The sequence below is a fragment of the Occallatibacter sp. genome, from assembly GCF_049510455.1.
Taxonomy (GTDB): Bacteria; Acidobacteriota; Terriglobia; order Terriglobales; family Acidobacteriaceae; genus Telmatobacter.
In genome coordinates this window covers 1-20180 of record NZ_JBEKYX010000028.1, presented here as the reverse complement: position 1 = coordinate 20180, position 20180 = coordinate 1, and the positions used below count along the sequence as shown (strand labels likewise).

The window sequence follows — 20180 nt, the reverse complement described above, 5'->3', positions numbered from 1 at the left end:
ACCGCACTGGTCAAGGATAGAGCGGCAGTGCGCTCCATCCCGAATATATGCAGCCAACGCACTACGGCGCATGCGTCACGACCCCCGCTTTTGCATCGTCAATCGAGACCCCTGTCCGATCCAGCGTCTCTCCGGTGGCGCGATCGATATCGACTCTTGCTTTCTCATATTGAGTCTGCGCTACGTAGAGCGCCGATTCGGCCACAGCCAGAGCACTTTCCGCAAGCAGCGTGTCAACGCTGGACTTCGCTCCAAGCTTCTGCTCCTCTGTCGTGATGTCAAAGGTCTTCTGCGCCAGGTCGCGGGCCTTTTGCGCCGCTACGATACGGCCCTGCGCCTGCTGCAGAGCGAACTGCGAGTTGCGTACATCGAAACGGATGGTCTTCTTCTGCTGCTCGTAAGAGATCTGGCTTTGGCGGAACGCAAGCTGAGCACGGAACTGGTCAGCCTTCTGAATACGGTTGCGAAGCGTAATGTTCAGTGTGAAGCCGACCTGGTATTCAGGCGCAGAGTAGTTGAAGGCGTCCTGCAGAACGCCGGGCGTGGTGCTGGAAAGGGTAGTCGTGCAATAACTAGGGCCTTGGTTGCAGTTCGGGTTCAGCGGGCCGCCATTTCCGGATCCGCCGAAAAATCCGTACGCATTGAGTTGAGGCAGCAGGCTGTTATTAATAGCTTTCAGGTTCTCCTGCGTGTTCTGCATGACGATCTGGTCCTGGGCGACATCGGTACGGTTCTTCTCGGCCTCGGCGATGAGATCGTCAATCGACTTGCTTTCGTTGGGATCAGTCGCGCCTTTGGTGTCCAGCGGAATCACGGACATTGCGTCGATGGTAGGATCATCGGCCTTGGTAAGCGCGTTTTTCAGGAAGAATTCCGCGGCTCGCAAGTTCGTCCGTGAAATCGTAAGGTTGCCTTCGGCGGCGGCCACGGCCGCCTGATCGGTCATCACCTGCATGGCAGGGATGGCCTTGAGCTCGAGTTGCTTCTGATCGTCGCTCAGGGTCTGGTTGGCGTAAGCAAGTGAGCGCTCCTTGATCTGTTCGTCTTCGTAAGCGTTGACCAGGTCCCAATAAATATCCTCGACTCCCGTAACGGTAGCGACAACCTGCGCCTTGAAGGCAAGGTCGGTAATTTGGAGGTTCTTCTTTGCAATGCGAATATAGCGCTCGTTGGTGCCGTAGCCAAGACCCGCCAGCAGCGGCTGCGCGATATAAGCCTGCCAGGTAAGCGTAATCGCAGGGTTCACGATTTGGAGCGGGCTGTTGATCGTCTGCCGCTGACCGGTGAGAGTCCACTGAAGTTCCGTACCAGTGGGAAAATATTCGGTGTACTGCGTGGTATAGCCAATCGTGTTCGTCTCGAGCAGAGGAACGCCCGCCACAATCGTATTCAGCTCCTGCGTCTTGGTGTGATCGACTAGGCCCTTGAAGGTGAGCACGGGATCGAAGGGATTCACGAATGTTCCTTCGCCCAGGGTGGATGTAACAATGCCGCCGGCTCCGGCTGCCCCGGCTCCGGATGAAACTGCTCCTCCTCCACCGGCAGAAGACCCTCCGACGGCTCCCAGCGGACTGGTGACGCCCGTGTTGGTGCCATTGACCACGCCGCCGGCCTTGGTGCGGGCAAGATCGGCCAGTGCTGTCGGCAGGTTATAGCGGAACGAAGCCAAATCAAGGTTGTCCTCAATTGCCAGCGCAATCGCATCATTCAGGGAGATATAGATCTTTCCTTCGCGGATGAGGGTCGCGAGGCGCGGCGAGTTGCTGAGGTCCAGCTCAGGCACAGTGCTGGGCCGGTAAGGCGCGATCGGGTTACGCGAATGTGGCATCTCGATGTGGAATGGTTTTGGCGGCGCGACTGCCTGCTGCTGCAACTGCTGCGCCTGTTGCGCCAGCGTTAGAGTCGCCGCGCCATTTGCCGCGGTAGAAGGCGCATCCGGCGCCGGCTGTGTCTGCTGCACCCCGGACTGCGCAGCTTGCGCCTGCTGAGGCATAGCCGCGAAAGCCTGATTCGCGCCAAGCAAAAGAACTGCCGCGATCGCCTGTAACCGCACAGCCGCAAAATTTTTCTTATGGGTATTCAAAATCATTCTTCCCTTCACTGGGCCTCCGTTGCGGCTGAAAGCACCTGTTCGTCGCGCGTAACCCATCCATCGCGGAGCTCCAGAATCCGTGAGCCATAGCGCGCGTTCTCATCCGAGTGCGTCACCTGCACAATCGTCGTGCCCTGCTTGTTCAGCTCACGGAAAAGCTCCATGATCTCCTTCGCCTGCGTCGAGTGCAGGTTCCCCGTCGGCTCATCGGCCAGCAGTAGCTGTGGCGCATGCACCACCGCGCGCGCAATACCCACCAACTGCTGCTGCCCGCCGGAAAGCTGGTTCGGATACAGATCCTTCTTCGCCACAATCTGAAAGCGGTCCAGAATCTCCGCCACCATTCCCGCGCGATCTTTCGTGGGCATATTTTTGTAGCTGAGCGGTAGGTCGATATTCTCCGCCACCGTCAGATCGTCCAGCAGGTGATAGCTCTGAAACACCATCCCGATCCGCTGCCGAGCCAGCTCCGCTCTCTGCTTGCGATTGAGCCGGTGTACCGGCATCTCGCCGAACCAGAACTCGCCCGTCCATCCGTCATCGAGCAGCGCCAGCACATTCAGCAGCGACGACTTTCCCGCGCCGGATGGTCCCATAATCGTGACAAACTCGCCCTCGCGGATCGTTAATCCGACTCGCCGCAGCACCCACGTCTCCGTGTGCCCCGTTTTGTAACTCCGCTCTACATTCTTCAGATCGATCATCTCTATCCTTACTCCCAAAAAACTCAAAGCTCTCTGTTGTCTTTCTTTACTCCGACCGCAAAGCCAGAATGGGGTCCACCGATGCGGCACGCCGCGCCGGCAGCCATGCCGCCACAAACGATGCCGCGCCCAGCACCACCGCAACCGTGGCAAATGTCAGTGCATCATGCGCTTTCACTCCGTAGATGTAGCTGGAAGCAAATCTCACCGCGAACCACGAAATGCCTGTTCCAGCAGCCAATCCGATACCCACCATCACCAGTGCACGCTTCATCACCAGCGCAAGAATGTTCCCCTGGGGCGCTCCCAGAGCAATCCGCACGCCAATCTCCCGTGTCCTCTGCGCCACAGTAAACGACAGCAACCCATACAAACCCACGGAAGCAATCATCAGCGCCAGCCCGGCAAACGCCTCCAGCAGATGCGCGATCAGTGTCTGCGAGCCAAACGAGTCTTCCACTGTCTCCCGCATCGTCTCCACGTTTGTGGTCGTCGCATCCGGTGCCACCTCATGCAGCGCCTTGTCGAACTGCGCGCGCAGAGAATCTCCCGGCACGGACGCGCGGATTGCTACCTCCATAAACGCGCGGGCAATGCTGTAAAACGGAGTTCCTGGCTCAATCTGTGCCAGGCTGACATAAACCTCCGGACGCGTTGTCTCCTTTACGTCGCCCTGCTTCACATCGCCAATCACTCCCACAATGTGCGCGTCGGTAAAACGCCCTTTTTCGCCCATGCCATAGACATGCCTAATCGGATCTTGCCCGGGCAGATACGTGTTCACAAACGCCTGGTTCACCACCACAACCGCAGGCGACGCTGTCGTATCGTCATTGGTGAAGAAGCGTCCGCGAACCATCGGAATGCCCAGCGTCTCCGCAAAGTCCGCTGAAGCCACACGTCCATCGGAAACATTTTCTCTTTCATGTCCTTCTGCTGGTTTGTGATGGTCAAGCGTGCCCGAGACCTTCACTGCAAACTCACCGCGCATCGGAACAACTGAGCTGAGCGCCACATCCGTCGCACCGGGAATTGCGCGCAGCCGCTCCAGCAGCGGCATATAGTGTGTCTGCACAATATTTGGCTCGTTGTCATGATTGCTGCGAAAATCCCAGGCTGGAGGATTCAGAATCACACCACCGGACAGGATATTCTCCTGTGAAAACCCAAGCGCAACATGACGCAGTGCATACACTGTGCGCAAAAACAATCCGGCGCCAACAAGAAACACCAGTGTCAGCGCAATCTGCGCCGCTACCAGTGCCTCGCGCGTGCGATTCTGCTGCGTTGTCGCAGTGCTGTTTGCGCCATGCAGCCGAGCCTGCACGCTGCGGCTGGAAGCCCAGCGCGCCGGAATCACGCCGACAATCACCGATGTAACAAGCGTCACCGCTGCCAGTCCGCAAATCAACCGCCAATCGAAATGGACTCCATTGAAAAGAAAAATATGAGTCTCAAGCTGATGCCGGAGCAGCCGAATCGCAGCCTGAGCGATGATCAGTCCTGTCAGCGAGCCAACTCCACTCAGTAGCAGGCTCTCTACCAGTGACTGCTGCACAAGCCTTCCGCGGCTCGCGCCCAGTGCAGAGCGAATGGCCTGCTCGCGGCTGTGTGAAACTGCGCGTGTCAACATCAGGCTCGCCACATTCAGGCACGCCAGCGCCCAGATGCCGATGGTCACTCCATACAAAAGAAGCAGCGGCTTGCGAATATCTTCCACCAGCGTCTGCTGGTAAGGCGTAACCTTGATGCGCGCAGGCGGACCTTCCCCGGCTGGCGTTTCCCTCGCAATCGCCGCCTGCGCAGGACTCAGCCGGGCCGCAAGCTGTGCCGCCGTCATGCCCTCCGGCAGCCGCGCATACATCGTGCCGTAAATCTGTTCTTCGCCCGCCATCGCACTTCGGTTCGCTGCGGTAAATGCCTGCGGAGACCATATCTGCATCGCATTGGCGCCAAAACTAAAGCTGAACCCCGGCGGCATGACGCCCACAATCGTGTAAGCATCGCCGCGGAACACAAGTGTCTTGCCCAGCACCTGAGGATCGGCGTTATAGAGCTTGCGCCACGCCGCATCGCTCAACACAATCACACGCTCCTTGCCCGGCACTTCTTCTTCCTCGCGAAACTCACGGCCCAGTGCCGGATGCACGCCAAGCATCGAAAACGTGCCAGCGGTCACAGAAACCTGCGCAACTTGGAACCGTCCGCCTGGGCCGGCCACGCTGATCATGCGGCCGCTGAGATCGGCGCCCATCTGAAGATGCGCCACATCGCGAAGCTGCAGCATATTCGCATAATTCAGAGACTCCCACTGCATCGGTGCCTGATCGAAATCGATCTGCACAACCCGGTCCGGCTGGAAGTACGGCAGCGGCCGCAGCAGAACTCCATTCAGCACGCTAAAGACGGCAATGTTCGCGCCCAGCCCCAGCGCCAATACAGCAATCGCCGTAAGCGGAAAGCCCGGCGATCTGCGCCATTGGCGCAGCGCATGGCGAACATCCTGCAAAATGGAATTCATCTCCATCTCTCCTTAAAGCAATCCACCCTACTCAGTCCTCAGCGCCCGCATCGGTTCTATCGCAGCCGCGCGCTGCGCAGGTAAGAGCGCTGCGAGCGCCACCATTACGGCTGTCACCGCCACCGCGCCCATCAGCGTCACCGGGTCCGCCGCCGTCACTTCAAACAACTGGCTCTTCAGCAGGCGCGCCAGCATCACCGTCGCGGGCAACGCAATCGCTGTCGCAATCGCTGCAATAATCACCATCTCGCGCAGCACCAGCGTAATAACGCTCCACCGCTGCGCGCCTAGCGCCAGCCGCACGCCAATCTCGCGCGTCCTTTGTTCTGTCGAATAAGCCAGCACCCCATACAGCCCAACCGCCGCCATTAGCAACGCCAGGGCAGAGAAACCTATGGCAAGATACGCCAGCGCCACTTCATGCGAAGCGATCTGGTCCATCTGCTCTTCCATGGTTCGCAGTCCATCCACCACCAGCGCCGCATCCAGAGCATGAATCGTCTGCCGCACAGCGCTCTCAGTCCTCTTCGGATCGCCCGTCGTCCGCAGATACACCTCCACGCCATTCGGGTGCTCATCCTCGAAATATGGCTCATATACCGCGGAATTCAGCGACGTCCGCAGATCGTAGTGCTTTGAGTCTCCAACCACGCCGACAATCGTCTCCCAGCCATCCTTGCTCGGATCGCCACTCGTAATCTGCCGCCCAATCGCATTCTGCGGTGTCCCATAAAACTTCTTCGCCATCGTCAGGTTCACTACTGCCACCTTGAGCTGGCCCACGCGGTCAGCATCCGTAAACTCGCGGCCCACCAGCAGCGGGTGCTTGATCGTGACAAAGTATCCCGGCGTAACCCGTGCCGACTCCATGGTCATGTTTTCATCCGGGCCCGGCTTGTATCCCTGCACTAAATAGCCATTTCCCTCGCCATCGCCCGACAATTCAGGGTCCGTCGTCGCCGCCACCGAAATCACTCCCGGTATCCGCCGCAAGGAATCAATCGAATCCTGCACGCTGCGAGCCACATGGCTGTCCGTGTAACCGGACGAGCCGGGGTCCAGTGAAAACTCCACCAGGTGATCCGTCGCAAAGCCCACATTTGTTTGCCGCAGATTTTCCAGCGTTCGCACAAACAATCCCGCGCCGCCCAGCAGCATCACGCTCAGCGCAATCTGCACGCCCACGGCAATCTTCCGGAAGCGCTGCGAATTCTTCGTGGCAGTTCCAGAATTCTGCCGGAGCGTTGCCGCAAGATTCGGCTTGAGGAAGTACAGCACGGGCGCAATGCTGAACAGCAAACTCGCTACCATCGCAACGGCAAGCGTAAAGAGCAGAATCCGCGCATCAATGTGCGAAGAGTAAGGCTCTGAACCCGGATCGGCATTCGTAATCAGCCGCACCAGCACATGGGCCACCGTAGGCGCCAGCAGCAGTCCCGCTATCGCGCCCACCAGGCCAATCAGTCCGCCTTCTATCAGCAACTGCGCGGCAATCCGTCCGCGCTTTGCGCCAAGCGCATAACGCATGGCCATCTCGCGTGCCCGTGCAGAAGCCCTGAGCAGCAGCAGCGTAGCCACATTGATCGCGCACATCGCCACCAGAAGCCCCGCCATGCTCATCAGCACAACCAGCGGCGTATGCAAATCCCCGCGGTTGGGTGAAAATCCCTTAGAATCGTCAATCACTTTCAGCTTCGACTGATCCACAAACCGCTTCGCGAACCGCTCGTTATGCTCTTTGTAGAGCGTCAGCTCATAGGCGCGAAAAGCATGCCACAGCGGCGCAAGGCTCGTCTCGGCCTGTTCGCGCGTTACGCCTGGCTTGAGCCGCGCCACCAGCGTCAGGTAAATAGCCTGGCGGTTCTTCAAGTCTTCGCGGAGAGCGCGCCACGGATGCACCGTGTACAGCATCGTCACCGGAATAAAGAAGGCCGGCTTGAACCCGCCAATTGCCGAATCGAAGCCCTCGGGCGCCACGCCCACAATCTCAAACGCGCGTCCGTTGACCATGAGCGTCTGGCCAACCACGTCGCGCGAGCTGCCAAAGCGTCCCTTCCAGTACTCGTTTCCCAGCACCACGACTGGGTTTGCGTCCCTTGCCGTCTCATCCTGCCGCGTAAACAACCGGCCCGCTGCTGGGTGCAATCCCAGCACCTCAAAATAATTTCCCGAGACAACCTCGCCGTCTCGCGCCTCCGCCTGGTTATGCCATGAAAGGCCAGCCCCCACCCGATCCGTCGCCAGAATGTCCGTAAACACCTGGTTCTTCGCCTGCAGGTCCTTGTACATCGGATACGAGAAATAATTGTCCGTATCGCCGCCAAAGCTGCTCGCAGAGCCGCTATACGCCCCCGTCCACTCAAAGCGCACCAGCTCCTTCGGCTTCTCCACCGGCAGCATTCGCAACAGCGCCTGGTCAAACAGCGTAAAGATCGCCGCATTCGCGCCAATTCCCAGCGCCAGCGTCACCACAACCGTCAGCGTAAAGCCCGGTGACTTGCGAAGCTGCCGCAGCGCAAAGCGAACATCCTGTAGAAGCGCGTTCATCCTGGTCTCCAATCGGTATGGATCAGCTTGATCTCTGACCCTTGATCTCTGTCATTCCGTCCGCAACGCCTGCATGGGCTCAATTGCCGCCGCTCTCCGCGCCGGAAAATAACAAGCCACCAGCGCAGCAATCAGCAAAAGCAATCCCACGGCGCAAAACGCGCTTACATCCAGCGCTGCAACTCCAAACAACATGCTCTGCATCGCGCGGCCCACAAAATACGCGCCCACAAAGCCGAGCGCTAATCCGATGCCGGCCAGCATCAACCCTTCGCGCATCACCATTCCCACCACGCCGTTGCGCGTGGCGCCCAGCGCCATCCGCAGTCCGATCTCATGCGATCTCTGCCCCACCGAATACGCCATCACACCGTAAATCCCAATCGCCGCAAGCGCCAGCGCAACCGCTGCAAAAAACCCGAAGAGCACCAGGCCAAAGCGATCCCCTGCAAGATCCTCATCGCGCACCTGCTCAAGCGTCTGTACATTGGAGAGGGCAACCGTCGGGTCCACCGCATGCACCGCCGCCGTAATCGTCTTCGTCATTGCCGCCGGGTCGCCTGCAGTGCGCACGCCAATGCTCAGATCGACCCACGGGCTTTGCGCAAACGGCACATCTACCTCCGGCCGTTGATGCTCCCACCCACCGCCGCGCACATCGTGGAACACGCCCACAATCTCCCACGCCTGCACAGGGCCAAGCTGCTCAACGCCGGGAATAAGCTGCTCCACATTGACGCGCTGTCCAATCGGTTCTTTGCCCTGCAGAAACTGCCGCGCAAACTGCTCATTCACCATTGCCACATGCGGGCTCTGCGCATTGTCCGCATCCGTAAACGCGCGTCCCCGCACCAGGTGAACCCCAAACGTCCTGAAGTAATCCGGCGTAATCATCTGGAAGCCCGTGTTGCGCCGTTGCGACACGTCGTTGAAATCGCCCTGGCCCGTAATCGTGAAAGACATTCCGAAATACGTGCCTTGCAGCGGTAGCCCCGTCACCCCAGTAGCACTCTCAACGCCCGGCGCCGCTCCCACGTTCCGCACAATCTGCTGATAGTAGGAAGTGATCTTCTCCGCCGGCCAGTTCAGGTCCTTGTTCATCGGCAGTTCGAAGGTCAGCACATGATCCACCTTCACGCCCAGGTCCACCTGGTTTAGGTTCCAGAAGTTATGCATCAGCAGGCCTGCGCCTGCCAGCAGAGAAAGCGCCATTGCAAACTCACCCACCACCAGCGCCTGCCGCAGCCTGTGTCTCATACGGCTTGATCCCGAGCGTCCGCCCTCCTTCAACGCATCCGCCGGATCAACGCGTGAGGCATACCACGCCGGCGCGCATCCCGCCAGCAAGCCGGACAGCGTCGTCGCTGCAATTGACATCAGTAGCACCGGCAAACTCAGCCGCAGATCCACCTCGCTCGGCAGCATGTCAGGCGGAAAGAAATAAATGAAAAGGTGCAGAATCCCGTACCCAACTCCAATACCCAGCGCGCCGCCCGCAAACGCCAGCACCAGGCTCTCCGTCACAAACTGTACAAACACATCTCGCTTCGTCGCGCCCACCGCAGACCGTATCGCCACTTCGCGCTGCCGCATCGTGCCGCGAGCCAGCAACAGGTTGGCAATGTTCGCGCATGCAATCAGCAGCACAAAGCCCGTCGCGCCCAGCATCAGCCAAAGCCCCAGCTTTGTATTGTTGTCCACAAAGTCGTTCTGTAGCTGCTCTACTCCGGCGCCGTAGCCTTTATTCGATCTCGGATTCGCCTCGGCCACATGCGCCGCTACCGCCTGCATATCTGCGTTGGCCTGCTCCAGCGTCATGCCCGGCTTCAGCCGCCCCATCACATTCAGCCAGTGATAATCGTGATTCAGTTGCGCCGGATGAAACACCAGCGGAGCACACACCTGCCAGGTAAAGCGATCCGCCATTCCCGGCTTCAGCACGCCCACCACAGTGAACTGCTTCTGGTCGAGCGTAATCTGCCTGCCCACAATAGTCGGGTCGGCGCCCAGGCGCTGCCACAACTTGTTCGTCAGCACCACCACATGATCCCGGCCGTCCACGCCTTCCTCCGGCAGCATGTCGCGGCCCATCTGGAAGCCGATGCCCTGCATGGCCAGCCAGCCCGGCGTCGCATATTGGCCATCCACCATCTCCGGCTGCTCTTTACCCGCCATGTTGAAACTGGTTCCGGCAAATGCCTTCAACCCCTGAAAGACATGGCTCTGCTGCACCCAGTCCGTGTAATCGCCTGCGGATACGCCATTGCGATTGCCGTCAATCTTCTGCCACACCATCACCAGCTGATCCGGGTTGGGATACGGCATCGGAGCAATCAGCGTCGCGTACACCACCGTGAAGATCGCTGTCGTCGCGCCAATGCCCAGTGCCAGCGTCAACGCTACCGCCAGCGTGAAGCTTGGACTTTTACGCAGCACACGTAAGCTGAATCGAAGATTCCGCAGCAGGTTCATCGCATCGCTCCTGACTACTCCATCCGTAGCGCCCGCATCGGTTCAATCGACGCCGCGCGCCGTGCCGGAACCAGGGAAGCCCCTAGCGCCAGCACAAAAATCCCCACCGCCGCCAGCACAATCACCATCGGGTCCAGCGGATTCACCTCGAACAGCAGCGACTTGAGCAGTTGTGTGGCAAACAAACTCGCCACCACGCCAATCGCGCATCCTGCCCCCGCAAGTTTTGTGCCTGAGAGCAGCACCAGCCGCACAATGCTCGACCGCTGCGAGCCCAGCGCCAGCCGGATCGCCATCTCCTGCGTGCGCATGGCTGTCGAAAACGCAATCACCGAATAGATTCCCAGCATCGCCAGCAGCACTGCTGCTCCCGCAAAGCTGGCAATGATCGCTGTGTTGAACTTATGCGGCGCCTGGTTTCCTTCCACCACCTGGTTCATCGTCTGAATCTGCATCAGAGGAAGCTGCGGATCAATCGTATGAATCGTGCCGATCAGCGTGGACTTCATCGCCCCCGGCCTCAGCGAAGTCCGCAGCACAATCGCGCCGCCATCGCCCATCGTCATCCCCGGCGGCGCAAACTGCCCAATCGATTTCGCAACCTGCGCCGTCGGCTGGTAGTACTGCGGCAGCACAGGCCCGTCCACGGAGCCTTGCTTCACATCGCCAATCTCGCCCACCACAGTCATCCATGGCAGCAGTGTTTCGTTCGTCCCGCGACGCATGCGCTTCCCAATCGGATTTTGTCCCGGCCAGTACTTCTTAGCAAAGGTGCGGTTCACAATCACCACCAGCGGTGCATCTGCCGTGTCCGCTTCCGTAAACGCCCGTCCGCTCAACACTGGAATCCCAGCCGCCTGGAAGTAATCGCCAATCGTCGTTGTGGTCCAAGCCAGGGTGAGTCCGGCGCCTTTGGGTGCAACATATCCTTCGGTCACAAACGCCGAATTGTTAGAGGCTCCGCTTGCCGGCAAATCTCCCACAATTCCAGCCGCCTCCACACCCGGTAGCTGCCGCAATTTATCCAGCACTGCGGTCGTAAATCCATCGATGCTGCCCTGTGTCGAGTACTGCTGATTCGGCAAGCTGTAATACGCCGTCAGCACATGATCTGCACGGAACCCGGGATCTACCTGCCGCAGCTTCTCAAAACTTCTGAGCAGCAGGCCGGCGCCCACCAGCAACACCAGCGCCACGGCAACTTCTGTAATCACCAGCGCCGAACGTAACCGTGCATGACGCGCACCGCTCGTTCCCGTTCGTCCGCCTTCCTTCAGCGTCTCGTTCACGCCCGTCTTTGCCGCCGCCAGCGCAGGCGCCAGCCCGCATACAAATCCCGTCGCTACCGCCAGAAGCAGCGCAAAGCCCACCACCTGCCAGTCCAGCCCGATCGCACTGATGCGCGGCAGTGTCTCTGGCAGCAGGCTGACGCCCACCTTCAGCGCCACGGCAGCCAGCGCAAGTCCAAGCAGTCCACCAGTAACGCTCAGCGTTAGCGCCTCCATCAGGTTCTGCCGCACAATCGTGGCCCCGCTCGCGCCCAGCGCCAGCCGCACCGCAAACTCACGGTTCCGCCGGATCACCCGCACCAGCAGCAGCCCCGCAAGATTCGCGCACGCAATAAACAGCACCACAGCTACGGCAAAAAACATCGTGCGAAGCAGCGGACGGGCCGCAGCTACCGTGCTCTCATTCAGTGGCTCAAGCGTTGCATGAATCTTCAAGCTCGCATACTGAGCCGGCCAGCCGTGCATGATCGCCTGCGACACGCGCTCGCTGTCCTGCTTCGCTTGTTCCACGCTCATGCCGGCCTTCAGCCTTCCCACCATCAGGAAATTCCAGCTCGTGTCATTCTTCAGGTCGCCGCTCGTAAAGCTCATCGGAATCCACATCTCCGTCCGGTTCAACTGTCCCGGAACCAGCGGAAATTCAAAATCCCGCGGCATCACGCCGATAATCTCGTACGGCTTGCGCTCCAGCTCGATCGCCTCGCCAATCGCCCGCGGATCGCCATGAAAGCGGCTCATCCACGTCGCATAGCTCAGCACAGCCACCTGACTCTTGCTCTCATCCTCTTGCTTGGTAAATATGCGGCCCATCACCGGGCTCACACCCAGCACGGAAAACACGCTGGCAGACATCCGGCTTGCAGTGATGTGTGCCGGCTCGCCAACGCCCGACAGCTCATACATGCCGTCGCGATACACGCCCAGCGCATCAAAGCTGTGTGTATCGCGCATGTACTGCACTGCCTCAGGAGCCGGCACCGAAGGCTTGTCTAGATCTGCGCCGTCCAGGCTGTCACCAAAGATCACCAGGCGCTTCGCATCCGGAAACGGCAACGGCCGCAGCAGCACGCCTTCCACAATCGAGAAGATCGCAGTCGTCGCGCCAATCCCCAGCGCAAGCGTAAGAATGGCCGTCAGCGCAAACCCCAGAGAGTTCCGAAGCTGCCGCATCGCGTATCGCAAATCGTTCATCATCGAAACCCCTCCTGGCCGGTAGCAGGTCTGTTTGAATTTGTCTCGTAACAGGGCACGATTTTTGTCATGCCGAAAATGGCTGAAAAAACAATGGGGCTTCAACCCCCGCATTCAAACTGACCTACTCCCCTCCTACTCGGTCCGCAACGCCCGCATCGGCTCTATCGAAGCCGCCCGCCGCGCAGGAATCCACGTGGCCAATCCCGCCACCGCAAACATCGCCGCAATCGCTATCGCAAAACTCGTCGCATCAAACGGAGATAACTGGTAGAGCATCGCGCGCAGCGGACGCACCGCCAGCAGCGTCAGCGGAATCCCCACAGCCAGTCCCGCCAGCAGAATCCATAAGCTCTCGCGCATCACCATCGCCAGTACCTGCGTACGGCTCGCGCCCAATGCCATGCGCACGCCAATCTCCGTCGTCTTGCGGCTCACGCGGAACGAATGCATTCCATACAATCCCACTGCCACCAGCATTGCGGAGAGCACACCAAAGAACCCGCCCATCGCCGCAAACATGCGCTGCTGCGCATACGATCTGTCAAACTGTTCCTGCTGCGTCATCGGCTGGTCGAGCGGAATGTTGGGATCGATTGCTGCGACAACCCTGCGCATCACCGGCAGCATGGCCTTGGCGTCGCCGCGCACCCGCACCTCGATGTGCATCGTGCCAATCTGTGGCGATTGCATCTGGTCGTAATAAGCCATAGGTATCGAATCTTCATCCACGGAGGTGTACTTGTTGTCGTGTACCACGCCGACGATTGTGATCTGGTGGTTGCGGCCCAGAACATGCCCCAGAGGATTCGCGTTGGGAAGATACTTCTTTATAAAAGTCTCGTTGACCCATGCGATAGTCGGCGTGACCGGCGTATCTGTCTGCGCCACGTCGCGTCCGTCAACAATGGGAATGCCCATGGTGCGGAAGAAATCCGGGCCCACGTCATTCGAGCGCAACATGCCGTCTTTGGGCGCGCCATCGAGAAAGAAGCCGCCGCTGTTGTTCGACCATCCTGTCCCCGGCCGGTTTTCGGCCATCGAAACCGACTCCACGCCTGGCGTCTCGCGAATGCGCTCAAGCAGCGTGCGATAGAACAACAGCGCCTTGGCCTGAGCCGGCGGCGTAACGCCGAAAACAAGCAGCCCCTGTGTGTCCATGCCAAGGTTTTGCGTCGCATAGTTACGCAGCGTGCGCAACAGCAATCCGCCAGCCATCAGCAGCACCAGGCAGACCGCCATCTGCAGCGCCAGTGCGGCACGACTGAACAGCGTGCGCACGCGGCTTTCCGTCACGTTGGCAGAGTTTGAGCGCAGCACTCCATTCACCGGCGCGTGAATCGCCGCCCAGAAGGGAATCAGCGCAAATAAAATAGCCGCCGCGCAGGAGATCGCCAGCGTAAACAGAAGCACCGTGCGATCCGGATTCAATCCCGTCTCAATATCCGACCACGCGGCCAGCGCTCGCGTCGCAGCCAGTGCAAACGCCCATCCCAGCGCTGCTCCCGCCGTCACCAGCAGACCGCTCTCCCACATCATGCTGCGCAGAATCGCGCTCTTGTTTGCGCCAATCGCCAGCCGCACGCTGAACTCGCGCTGCCGCGCCGTTGTCCGCGCATGCATCAGCATCGCCACATTCGTGCATGCAATCAGCAGAACCAGCGCAACAAGCCACATCAGCACATTCAACTGATCACGATATCCGTCACTGGAAGTTCCCAAACCATGCGCCGGCGTAAAGCCGAGCTGCGGTTTCCACTGCTTCACATCCACCGTTCCGACGGACTGTTTCGCAGCTTCCAGAAAGGTTCCACTCAACGCCTGCTGCGCCTGCGCGGGCGTAATGCCGGAACGCAGCCGTGCCATGAGCCGAAGGGACCACCATTTCGGATCGCTATAAAGCGAGTTGATGCTCGCATTCGAACCATTCGCGCTCGGAGGCATTCCCCACGCATTCAGAGCGGCACGGTTCTGTAGCGGAATCCAGAAGTCGATGGCGCTACCCGGTTCAATGCCGTGGAATCCGCGCGCCGCAACGCCCACAACCGTCATCGGGATTCCCTTGACGTAAATCGTCTGGCCGGCAATGGAAGGATCGCGCGCAAAACTGCGGTTCCAGTAGTTGTAGCTGATCACAGCAACCGGCGCGTGGTTCTTTTCATCGGCATGCGTAAATCCGCGACCCTGCGCCAGTTGCGCGCCAAGCCCGGAGAAGAAATTCCCGCTCACCTCTTCGCCTTCAGCTTCTTCCGGCAGTTCACCATGGCGCACCGCAACGTTGCCGGTCAGGCTCAGCGGCACATAGGCAATCAGCTCTTCAAAAACATCGCTCCGCTGCCGTAGCATCTCAAAGCCGCCCTCGGAAAACGAAGTATTCGAGTCGCCTGTATTGCCCGCGCCCGGCGGCTGTTCCTCACCGTTCGCCATGTGTACATAAAACAGCCCCTCCGGCCGGGTCACTGGAAGCAACTGCATCAGGATCGCGTTCATCACGCTGAACACCGCGGTGTTGGCGCCAATACCCAGAGCCAGCATCAACACCACAGTCACGGCAAATCCAGGCGCGTGCCTCAGCCGCCGCAGCGCATAACGCAGATCTTTCAGCATGATTAAGCCTCCACTTCAGCCGTCAGCTTACGCAGCTCGTCCTCGGAGACAACCTTGCCGTCAAAGAGATGCACTTCGCGCTGCGCATGCTTGGCAAAGCGTGGATCGTGCGTCACCATGCAGATCGTTGAGCCCTCGCGGTGCAGATCGGCCAGCAGGTGCATCACTGCCTCGCCGTTCTTCGAGTCCAGGTTGCCCGTCGGTTCGTCGGCCAGCAGAATTGAAGGCGAACCCGCCAGCGCTCGCGCCACAGCCACACGCTGCTGCTGACCGCCTGAGAGCTGTGCCGGATAATGCCGCATGCGGTGCGCCATATTCACGCGCTCCAATGCTTCCTTCACGCGCTTCTTACGCTCTGCTGAAGGCATTCCCGCGCGATACGTCAGCGGAAGCTCCACATTCTCTTCCACCGTCAGATCGCCAATCAGGTTAAAGCTCTGAAAGATGAAGCCGATTTCCTGGTTGCGAATCCGCGAACGCTCGCCGAAGCTCAGGTTCTCCACAGGCTTGTTGTTCAGCATGTACTTGCCGCCCGTCGGTGTGTCCAGCAGACCAAGTATCGAGAGCAGCGTCGACTTGCCGCAGCCCGAAGGCCCGCTCATCGCCACGTACTCGCCGCGCGAGATCGTCAAGTGAATCCCGGAGAGCGCATGCGTCTCCACTTCGTCCGTGTAAAACACCTTCGTCAGATTGTCGATGTCAATCAGCTTGTCGTTTGCCATTCACTCTCCCCCAATCAAAGTTGGTATTAGTCCCTAGTCCCTTAGTCCCTCTGCAGTAAACCGCACAGCGGTTTACTGCAGCCGTATCCTATCCACGCCGTCGTAGTGCGACATATCTGACAGAATCACCACATCGCCTTCCTTCAGCCCATCCAGAACCTGAATCACCTGCACGCTCGCCCGGCCCACCTTCACCGGAACCCGCGTCGCGCCCTTGCGATCCGGGTCTTCCTTAAACAGACTCAGCGTCGAGTTCTCATTCCCCAGCGCCGGCCTGCCCACATAGAGCACGTCCCTCAGATTTTGCAGATCAATCGTTCCTTCCACGCTCAGGTTGGGCACCGCGCCCGGCGGCAGCGGCCCATCCAGTACTACGTCAACCGTGCGCGTTCCGTTCACCACCGAAGGATCGATGCGCGACACATGCCCTTCGACAATGCCGTTGTGCGTGTCAATCGACGCATGTTGCCCAATCGCAATGTCATGGGCCTGCGTCTCGGCAATCTGCAGCGCGGCCTTCAGCTTGTTTGGCTGGATCACCTCCGCCACGCTTGTACCCGCCGTCACATGCTGGCCCACCTGCACCGGCAGCGCCAGCGGAGCCAGCTCGCCCGCAATGCCTGCCTTTACCTCCAGAGCGTCTTTCTGCTTTTCATACAGCCCCAGCAGCGCCTGCGCCTGCTCCACCTTTGTGCGGTACGAGCCAAGCTGCACCTCAATCGCCTTCTCATTCACACTGAGCTGCTGCTGGCTCAGATTGTGTTGCGTATCGAGCTGGTCCGCCGTGCCCTTCGACTTCTGATACGTCAGGCCCGAGATCACGCCCAGATCATACAGCGCCTTATCCGTCTGCGCCTGCAGTTGGTCCTGCGTGTAGTCGGCGTTCACCGCCGCCGCCGCCGTCTTCTTGTCCATCAGCGTCGATTGCAGTATCGCCTGCTGGCTCTTGTAGTCGGCTTCCGCGCCCTTTACAGCCAGTTGCGCATCGAGAAGTTTCTGGTCCAGCTCCGGATCGGAGAGATCCATCAGAATCGTGTCCGGCTTCACAATCGCGCCCGGCAACTCACGGATGTGTACCACCGTCGCATCCGTCAGCGCCGGAATCAGCATGATCGCATCTTCTCGCGGCACCAGCAACGCGACCGACCCGCGCACGTTGCGGGTAAAGTCCCCACGCTTCACAGTGTCCGGCCACACAGCCGAGGCATCCACCGTAGGGGCAGCCGGCTTCAGCCGCGAAACCGCAAATCCAGCCGCAGCCAGAACCAAAACTCCAACACCAACCCAAACAAAGAGCTGGCGCTGCTTCTTCTTCTTAATATCGGGGCGCGAAATATCCATGGCGTGTTGGACATTTGCATTTCCCATGCCAAATCAAGCCGTACCTCACTTGATTGATTCTGTTGGCTTTATTCTGTACTCAAAATGCCCACTCACCCCAAACCACTGACCGCTCGCAGTTCGCGCTGTCCGTTTTCGAACACCGAGCCGGTTCAGGTCTTGTAACAGGGCACGACTTGAGCCGCGCCAAAACGACCAGAAAAAATGATGGGGCTTTGGCCCATGAGGGAAGCCTTTTCACCAGTTCCGCTGGGTGGGCCTGCTCACGCTGAAGCCGGTCTCCCTTGTAGCATTTCCGCAGGGAGAACATGGTGAATACGGAGCGGCATCAGCCACGAACACAAGGCAAGCGCGTGAAATCTCGGAATTCAGGCTGGGCAGCTCTGACCTGGGACGATCTCGTGGAGTGGGCGGGGGAGCGCTCGGTATCGCGCGGCAGGGCCTATCAGGGCCAGGGCCGGGTCGATGACCTGGCCATTGCGGAAGATGGCCGGCTGCTGGCCACTGTGGCCGGCGGCGATCGCTATGCGGTCACAGTGTGGTGTGATTCGGAGACGAAAAAGGGCGTTGCTCTCGACTCGCGGTGCGCCTGCCCGGTGGGCCACGCCGGTTGCAAACATGCGGTCGCGGTAGTTGCGGAATATCTCGATCTGCTGGAAAGAGGCGCGGAGATTCCCGCTGCGGAGCCCGACGATGAGCGCTGGGAGGTGCTTTCGGGCGATGGCGGAACAGATGACGACGCGGATGAAGCGGACGAGGCCGACTCCGGTTCCGATCATGACGAGCGTGCGGACCGATGACAAGATCCGCAGGCACATCGATGCCAGGAGCCGCGAGGAACTGGCTGCGCTGGTCTGGTCGCTGACCCAGCGTTTCCCTGAACTGCGCGAGGAATTCCGCGATCGCATTGCGTTGGGCGAAGGTGACGTGGTCGACCGTCTTCTTCTGTTGCCTGCCCGTGAAAGGCAGGAGCAAGGTAAGCGTGTCTCTATAGCTCTGTTGTGTATTGCGGGACAGGTTGCGCTCCCCAATAAGGTGCTTCATCAAAAATCTTCGCACCCACGGACCTAATAATGCTGGCTTATACAAGAGACACCTCCGGTCTGGCGTAAAGCTCAAAGCAAAGGCTCGCCTGCTCCAGCAGTTCTGTCGTCATGTCCAGGTAGTGTTGAGTCTCCTGGATGCGGAAGTGCCCGAGGTATGTCGACAGATGAGGCAGCAACCGTTGCACGTTCTTGCCCTCGCGATACCAGGTGACCAGCCGCACGACTGCAAAGGTATGTCGAAAATCGTGCAGACGAGGTTCATACCGCGCAGGTTCTGAGCGGCGTATCCCGGTGGCTTCGCGCAGACGGCGAAATGTTATCTCCGCACACCAGATGGTAATCCGTACACCTCGCCAGTCAGCCAGGAGCGGTGTATCACCAGTGTGGGGTCTCTGTGACCACTGCTGTTCTATGTAGCGACCCAGCATCTGCCGCAGGTCCTGACCGACGGGGACGTACCGGGTCTTATAGAACTTGGTCTCACAGATGGTGAGTACCCCTGTATCGCGATCGAAATCGTGAATCTTGAGCCTGCATGCTTCTCCAATGCGCATACCGGTTCCATAAAGGAGAAGCAGGAGCATGCGAAGCGTGTGAGGCTCCATGAGGCACTTGGGATGATGGCAGGAATCCGCGGCATCGATCAGCCGACGCATCTCCTGGTTGGTATAGATGTAGGGCGGAAATTTATCCGGCACCTTCGGCTTGGCGAGCGGCAGATGCCATCGATCGACATAGTGACGCGCGAGGGCGTACTTGTAGAAAGGCGACAAGGTGTAATACCTGGTGAACCAGTTCATCGTGACGGGGCCTGTGCCGTTGAGATACTTGCACACCCTGGCGGGCGATATCTTCGACATCTCGACATCGCCTACCGCCTTGATGAATCGGAGAAGCCAGTTGTGATCGCCCCGAATCCCTTCTGCTGAAAGCCCCAGGGAGCGTTTATGTGCGATATAGGTTTCCACGGCTTTAGACAGTCTCATAGCAGTCCTCCCAGGTTGAAGTCGGCCACGAGTTGCAGAGCTTCGAACGCTCCTTTTCGATAGACCGGTGTTGCCCTTCGTGCGCTGGCGTCCGCATAAGAAGTCAACTCTCGCAAATCCAGCTGAGAAACCTCTCTCAGTGCGTGTAGATCGACCTTGGCATAGACCTGTGTTGAGAGTGCCGAGGTGTGCCCAAGATGATCTCCGATCTCCTTGAGCAGACGGCCTTCGGCCAGCAGATGAGTGGCACAGGAGTGGCGTAGCGCGTGAGGGCCACAGCGTGGAAGCAGGAGACCGATCTTGTGAAAACGGCCTCGCACCATCGCGTACAATCCACCTCTGGTGAGAGGCTTGTGCGGATACCAGGAACAGGAGAAAATCTCACGGCGTCGAGTCCTGGGCCGAGCTTCGCGGATATAGCGGAGGATGGCGTCGCCAACGACCGGAATCAGTGGATAATACTGCGTTCTTCTCTGCTTGCTGCGGAAGACGCGGATCGTCTCCTGGTCCCAATCGATATCGTCCAGGCGCAGATATCTTCTCAGCGGCCTCCTGAAGTGCGGGGCGTGCGGCGCCAGCCTGATCATCGTCAGCGGATATGGGTCTTACGGCCAGTATCCGAAGTACGGCTGTTCACAGCACTTCAATCGCGGGACCTGCTC

13 protein-coding genes and 1 pseudogene are annotated in these 20180 nt (G+C 59.3%); 2 read left to right on the top strand and 12 right to left on the bottom strand.

Features of this window, described 5'->3' with window-relative positions; all coding sequences use genetic code 11:
- Window positions 1-61: 61 nt before the first annotated feature.
- The 9 genes from ABSG47_RS07205 to ABSG47_RS07165 form a co-directional block, all read right to left on the bottom strand.
- Complete coding sequence (locus tag ABSG47_RS07205; protein WP_424168282.1) at window positions 62-2089, bottom strand: TolC family protein; 2028 nt, start codon at window positions 2087-2089, stop codon at window positions 62-64.
- 8 nt (window positions 2090-2097) lie between these two features.
- Window positions 2098-2796, bottom strand: a complete 699-nt coding sequence (locus ABSG47_RS07200; protein ID WP_424168279.1) for an ABC transporter ATP-binding protein — start codon at window positions 2794-2796, stop codon at window positions 2098-2100.
- Window positions 2797-2842: 46 nt separating this feature from the next.
- On the bottom strand, window positions 2843-5317 hold the full coding sequence (locus tag ABSG47_RS07195) for an ABC transporter permease (RefSeq protein ID WP_424168277.1): 2475 nt from the start codon (window positions 5315-5317) through the stop codon (window positions 2843-2845).
- A 27-nt stretch (window positions 5318-5344) separates the two neighbouring features.
- Complete coding sequence (locus ABSG47_RS07190) at window positions 5345-7864, bottom strand: ABC transporter permease (protein WP_424168275.1); 2520 nt, start codon at window positions 7862-7864, stop codon at window positions 5345-5347.
- Between the two features lie 51 nt (window positions 7865-7915).
- Entirely contained in the window at window positions 7916-10336 is a 2421-nt protein-coding gene (locus ABSG47_RS07185) for an ABC transporter permease (protein ID WP_424168273.1), read from the bottom strand.
- Window positions 10337-10350: 14 nt separating this feature from the next.
- Window positions 10351-12819: an ABC transporter permease gene (locus ABSG47_RS07180; protein WP_424168270.1), complete on the bottom strand. Its 2469-nt coding sequence runs from the start codon at window positions 12817-12819 to the stop codon at window positions 10351-10353.
- 132 nt (window positions 12820-12951) lie between these two features.
- On the bottom strand, window positions 12952-15423 hold the full coding sequence (locus ABSG47_RS07175) for an ABC transporter permease (protein WP_424168268.1): 2472 nt from the start codon (window positions 15421-15423) through the stop codon (window positions 12952-12954).
- 2 nt (window positions 15424-15425) lie between these two features.
- Window positions 15426-16145: an ABC transporter ATP-binding protein gene (locus tag ABSG47_RS07170; protein ID WP_424168266.1), complete on the bottom strand. Its 720-nt coding sequence runs from the start codon at window positions 16143-16145 to the stop codon at window positions 15426-15428.
- Between the two features lie 72 nt (window positions 16146-16217).
- The gene (locus ABSG47_RS07165) at window positions 16218-17513 is read right to left on the bottom strand and encodes an efflux RND transporter periplasmic adaptor subunit (RefSeq protein WP_424168264.1); all 1296 of its coding nucleotides are present in this window, start codon (window positions 17511-17513) and stop codon (window positions 16218-16220) included.
- Between the two features lie 281 nt (window positions 17514-17794).
- Between ABSG47_RS07165 and ABSG47_RS07160 the strand changes: the two genes are divergently transcribed.
- Window positions 17795-18286, top strand: coding sequence for an SWIM zinc finger family protein (locus ABSG47_RS07160; RefSeq protein ID WP_424168323.1), 492 nt, complete (start codon window positions 17795-17797; stop codon window positions 18284-18286).
- Window positions 18287-18428: 142 nt separating this feature from the next.
- Here ABSG47_RS07160 and ABSG47_RS07155 read toward each other — a convergent pair.
- From ABSG47_RS07155 to ABSG47_RS07145, 3 genes and pseudogenes are all read right to left on the bottom strand, one after another.
- Window positions 18429-18530, bottom strand: a pseudogene (locus ABSG47_RS07155) (hypothetical protein); the annotation flags it as partial.
- Between the two features lie 37 nt (window positions 18531-18567).
- The gene (locus tag ABSG47_RS07150) at window positions 18568-19518 is read right to left on the bottom strand and encodes a tyrosine-type recombinase/integrase (protein ID WP_424168262.1); all 951 of its coding nucleotides are present in this window, start codon (window positions 19516-19518) and stop codon (window positions 18568-18570) included.
- Window positions 19515-20105 (bottom strand): tyrosine-type recombinase/integrase, encoded by a 591-nt coding sequence (locus tag ABSG47_RS07145; RefSeq protein ID WP_424168259.1) that lies wholly within the window; start codon window positions 20103-20105, stop codon window positions 19515-19517. The genes ABSG47_RS07150 and ABSG47_RS07145 overlap by 4 nt, the downstream gene beginning before the upstream one ends.
- On the opposite strand from ABSG47_RS07145, the gene ABSG47_RS07140 reads away from it, so the two are divergent.
- The coding region (locus ABSG47_RS07140; RefSeq protein WP_424168321.1) for a recombinase zinc beta ribbon domain-containing protein at window positions 20035-20180 on the top strand (146 nt) is incomplete at its 3' end. The genes ABSG47_RS07145 and ABSG47_RS07140 overlap by 71 nt on opposite strands.

Coding starts and splice junctions, on each gene's coding strand:
- ABSG47_RS07205 (WP_424168282.1), bottom strand. CDS start 2,089: ATGATTTTGAATACCCATAAGAAAAATTTTGCGGCTGTGCGGTTACAG.
- ABSG47_RS07200 (WP_424168279.1), bottom strand. CDS start 2,796: ATGATCGATCTGAAGAATGTAGAGCGGAGTTACAAAACGGGGCACACG.
- ABSG47_RS07195 (WP_424168277.1), bottom strand. CDS start 5,317: ATGAATTCCATTTTGCAGGATGTTCGCCATGCGCTGCGCCAATGGCGC.
- ABSG47_RS07190 (WP_424168275.1), bottom strand. CDS start 7,864: ATGAACGCGCTTCTACAGGATGTTCGCTTTGCGCTGCGGCAGCTTCGC.
- ABSG47_RS07185 (WP_424168273.1), bottom strand. CDS start 10,336: ATGAACCTGCTGCGGAATCTTCGATTCAGCTTACGTGTGCTGCGTAAA.
- ABSG47_RS07180 (WP_424168270.1), bottom strand. CDS start 12,819: ATGATGAACGATTTGCGATACGCGATGCGGCAGCTTCGGAACTCTCTG.
- ABSG47_RS07175 (WP_424168268.1), bottom strand. CDS start 15,423: ATGCTGAAAGATCTGCGTTATGCGCTGCGGCGGCTGAGGCACGCGCCT.
- ABSG47_RS07170 (WP_424168266.1), bottom strand. CDS start 16,145: ATGGCAAACGACAAGCTGATTGACATCGACAATCTGACGAAGGTGTTT.
- ABSG47_RS07165 (WP_424168264.1), bottom strand. CDS start 17,513: ATGGGAAATGCAAATGTCCAACACGCCATGGATATTTCGCGCCCCGAT.
- ABSG47_RS07160 (WP_424168323.1), top strand. CDS start 17,795: ATGGTGAATACGGAGCGGCATCAGCCACGAACACAAGGCAAGCGCGTG.
- ABSG47_RS07150 (WP_424168262.1), bottom strand. CDS start 19,518: ATGAGACTGTCTAAAGCCGTGGAAACCTATATCGCACATAAACGCTCC.
- ABSG47_RS07145 (WP_424168259.1), bottom strand. CDS start 20,105: ATGATCAGGCTGGCGCCGCACGCCCCGCACTTCAGGAGGCCGCTGAGA.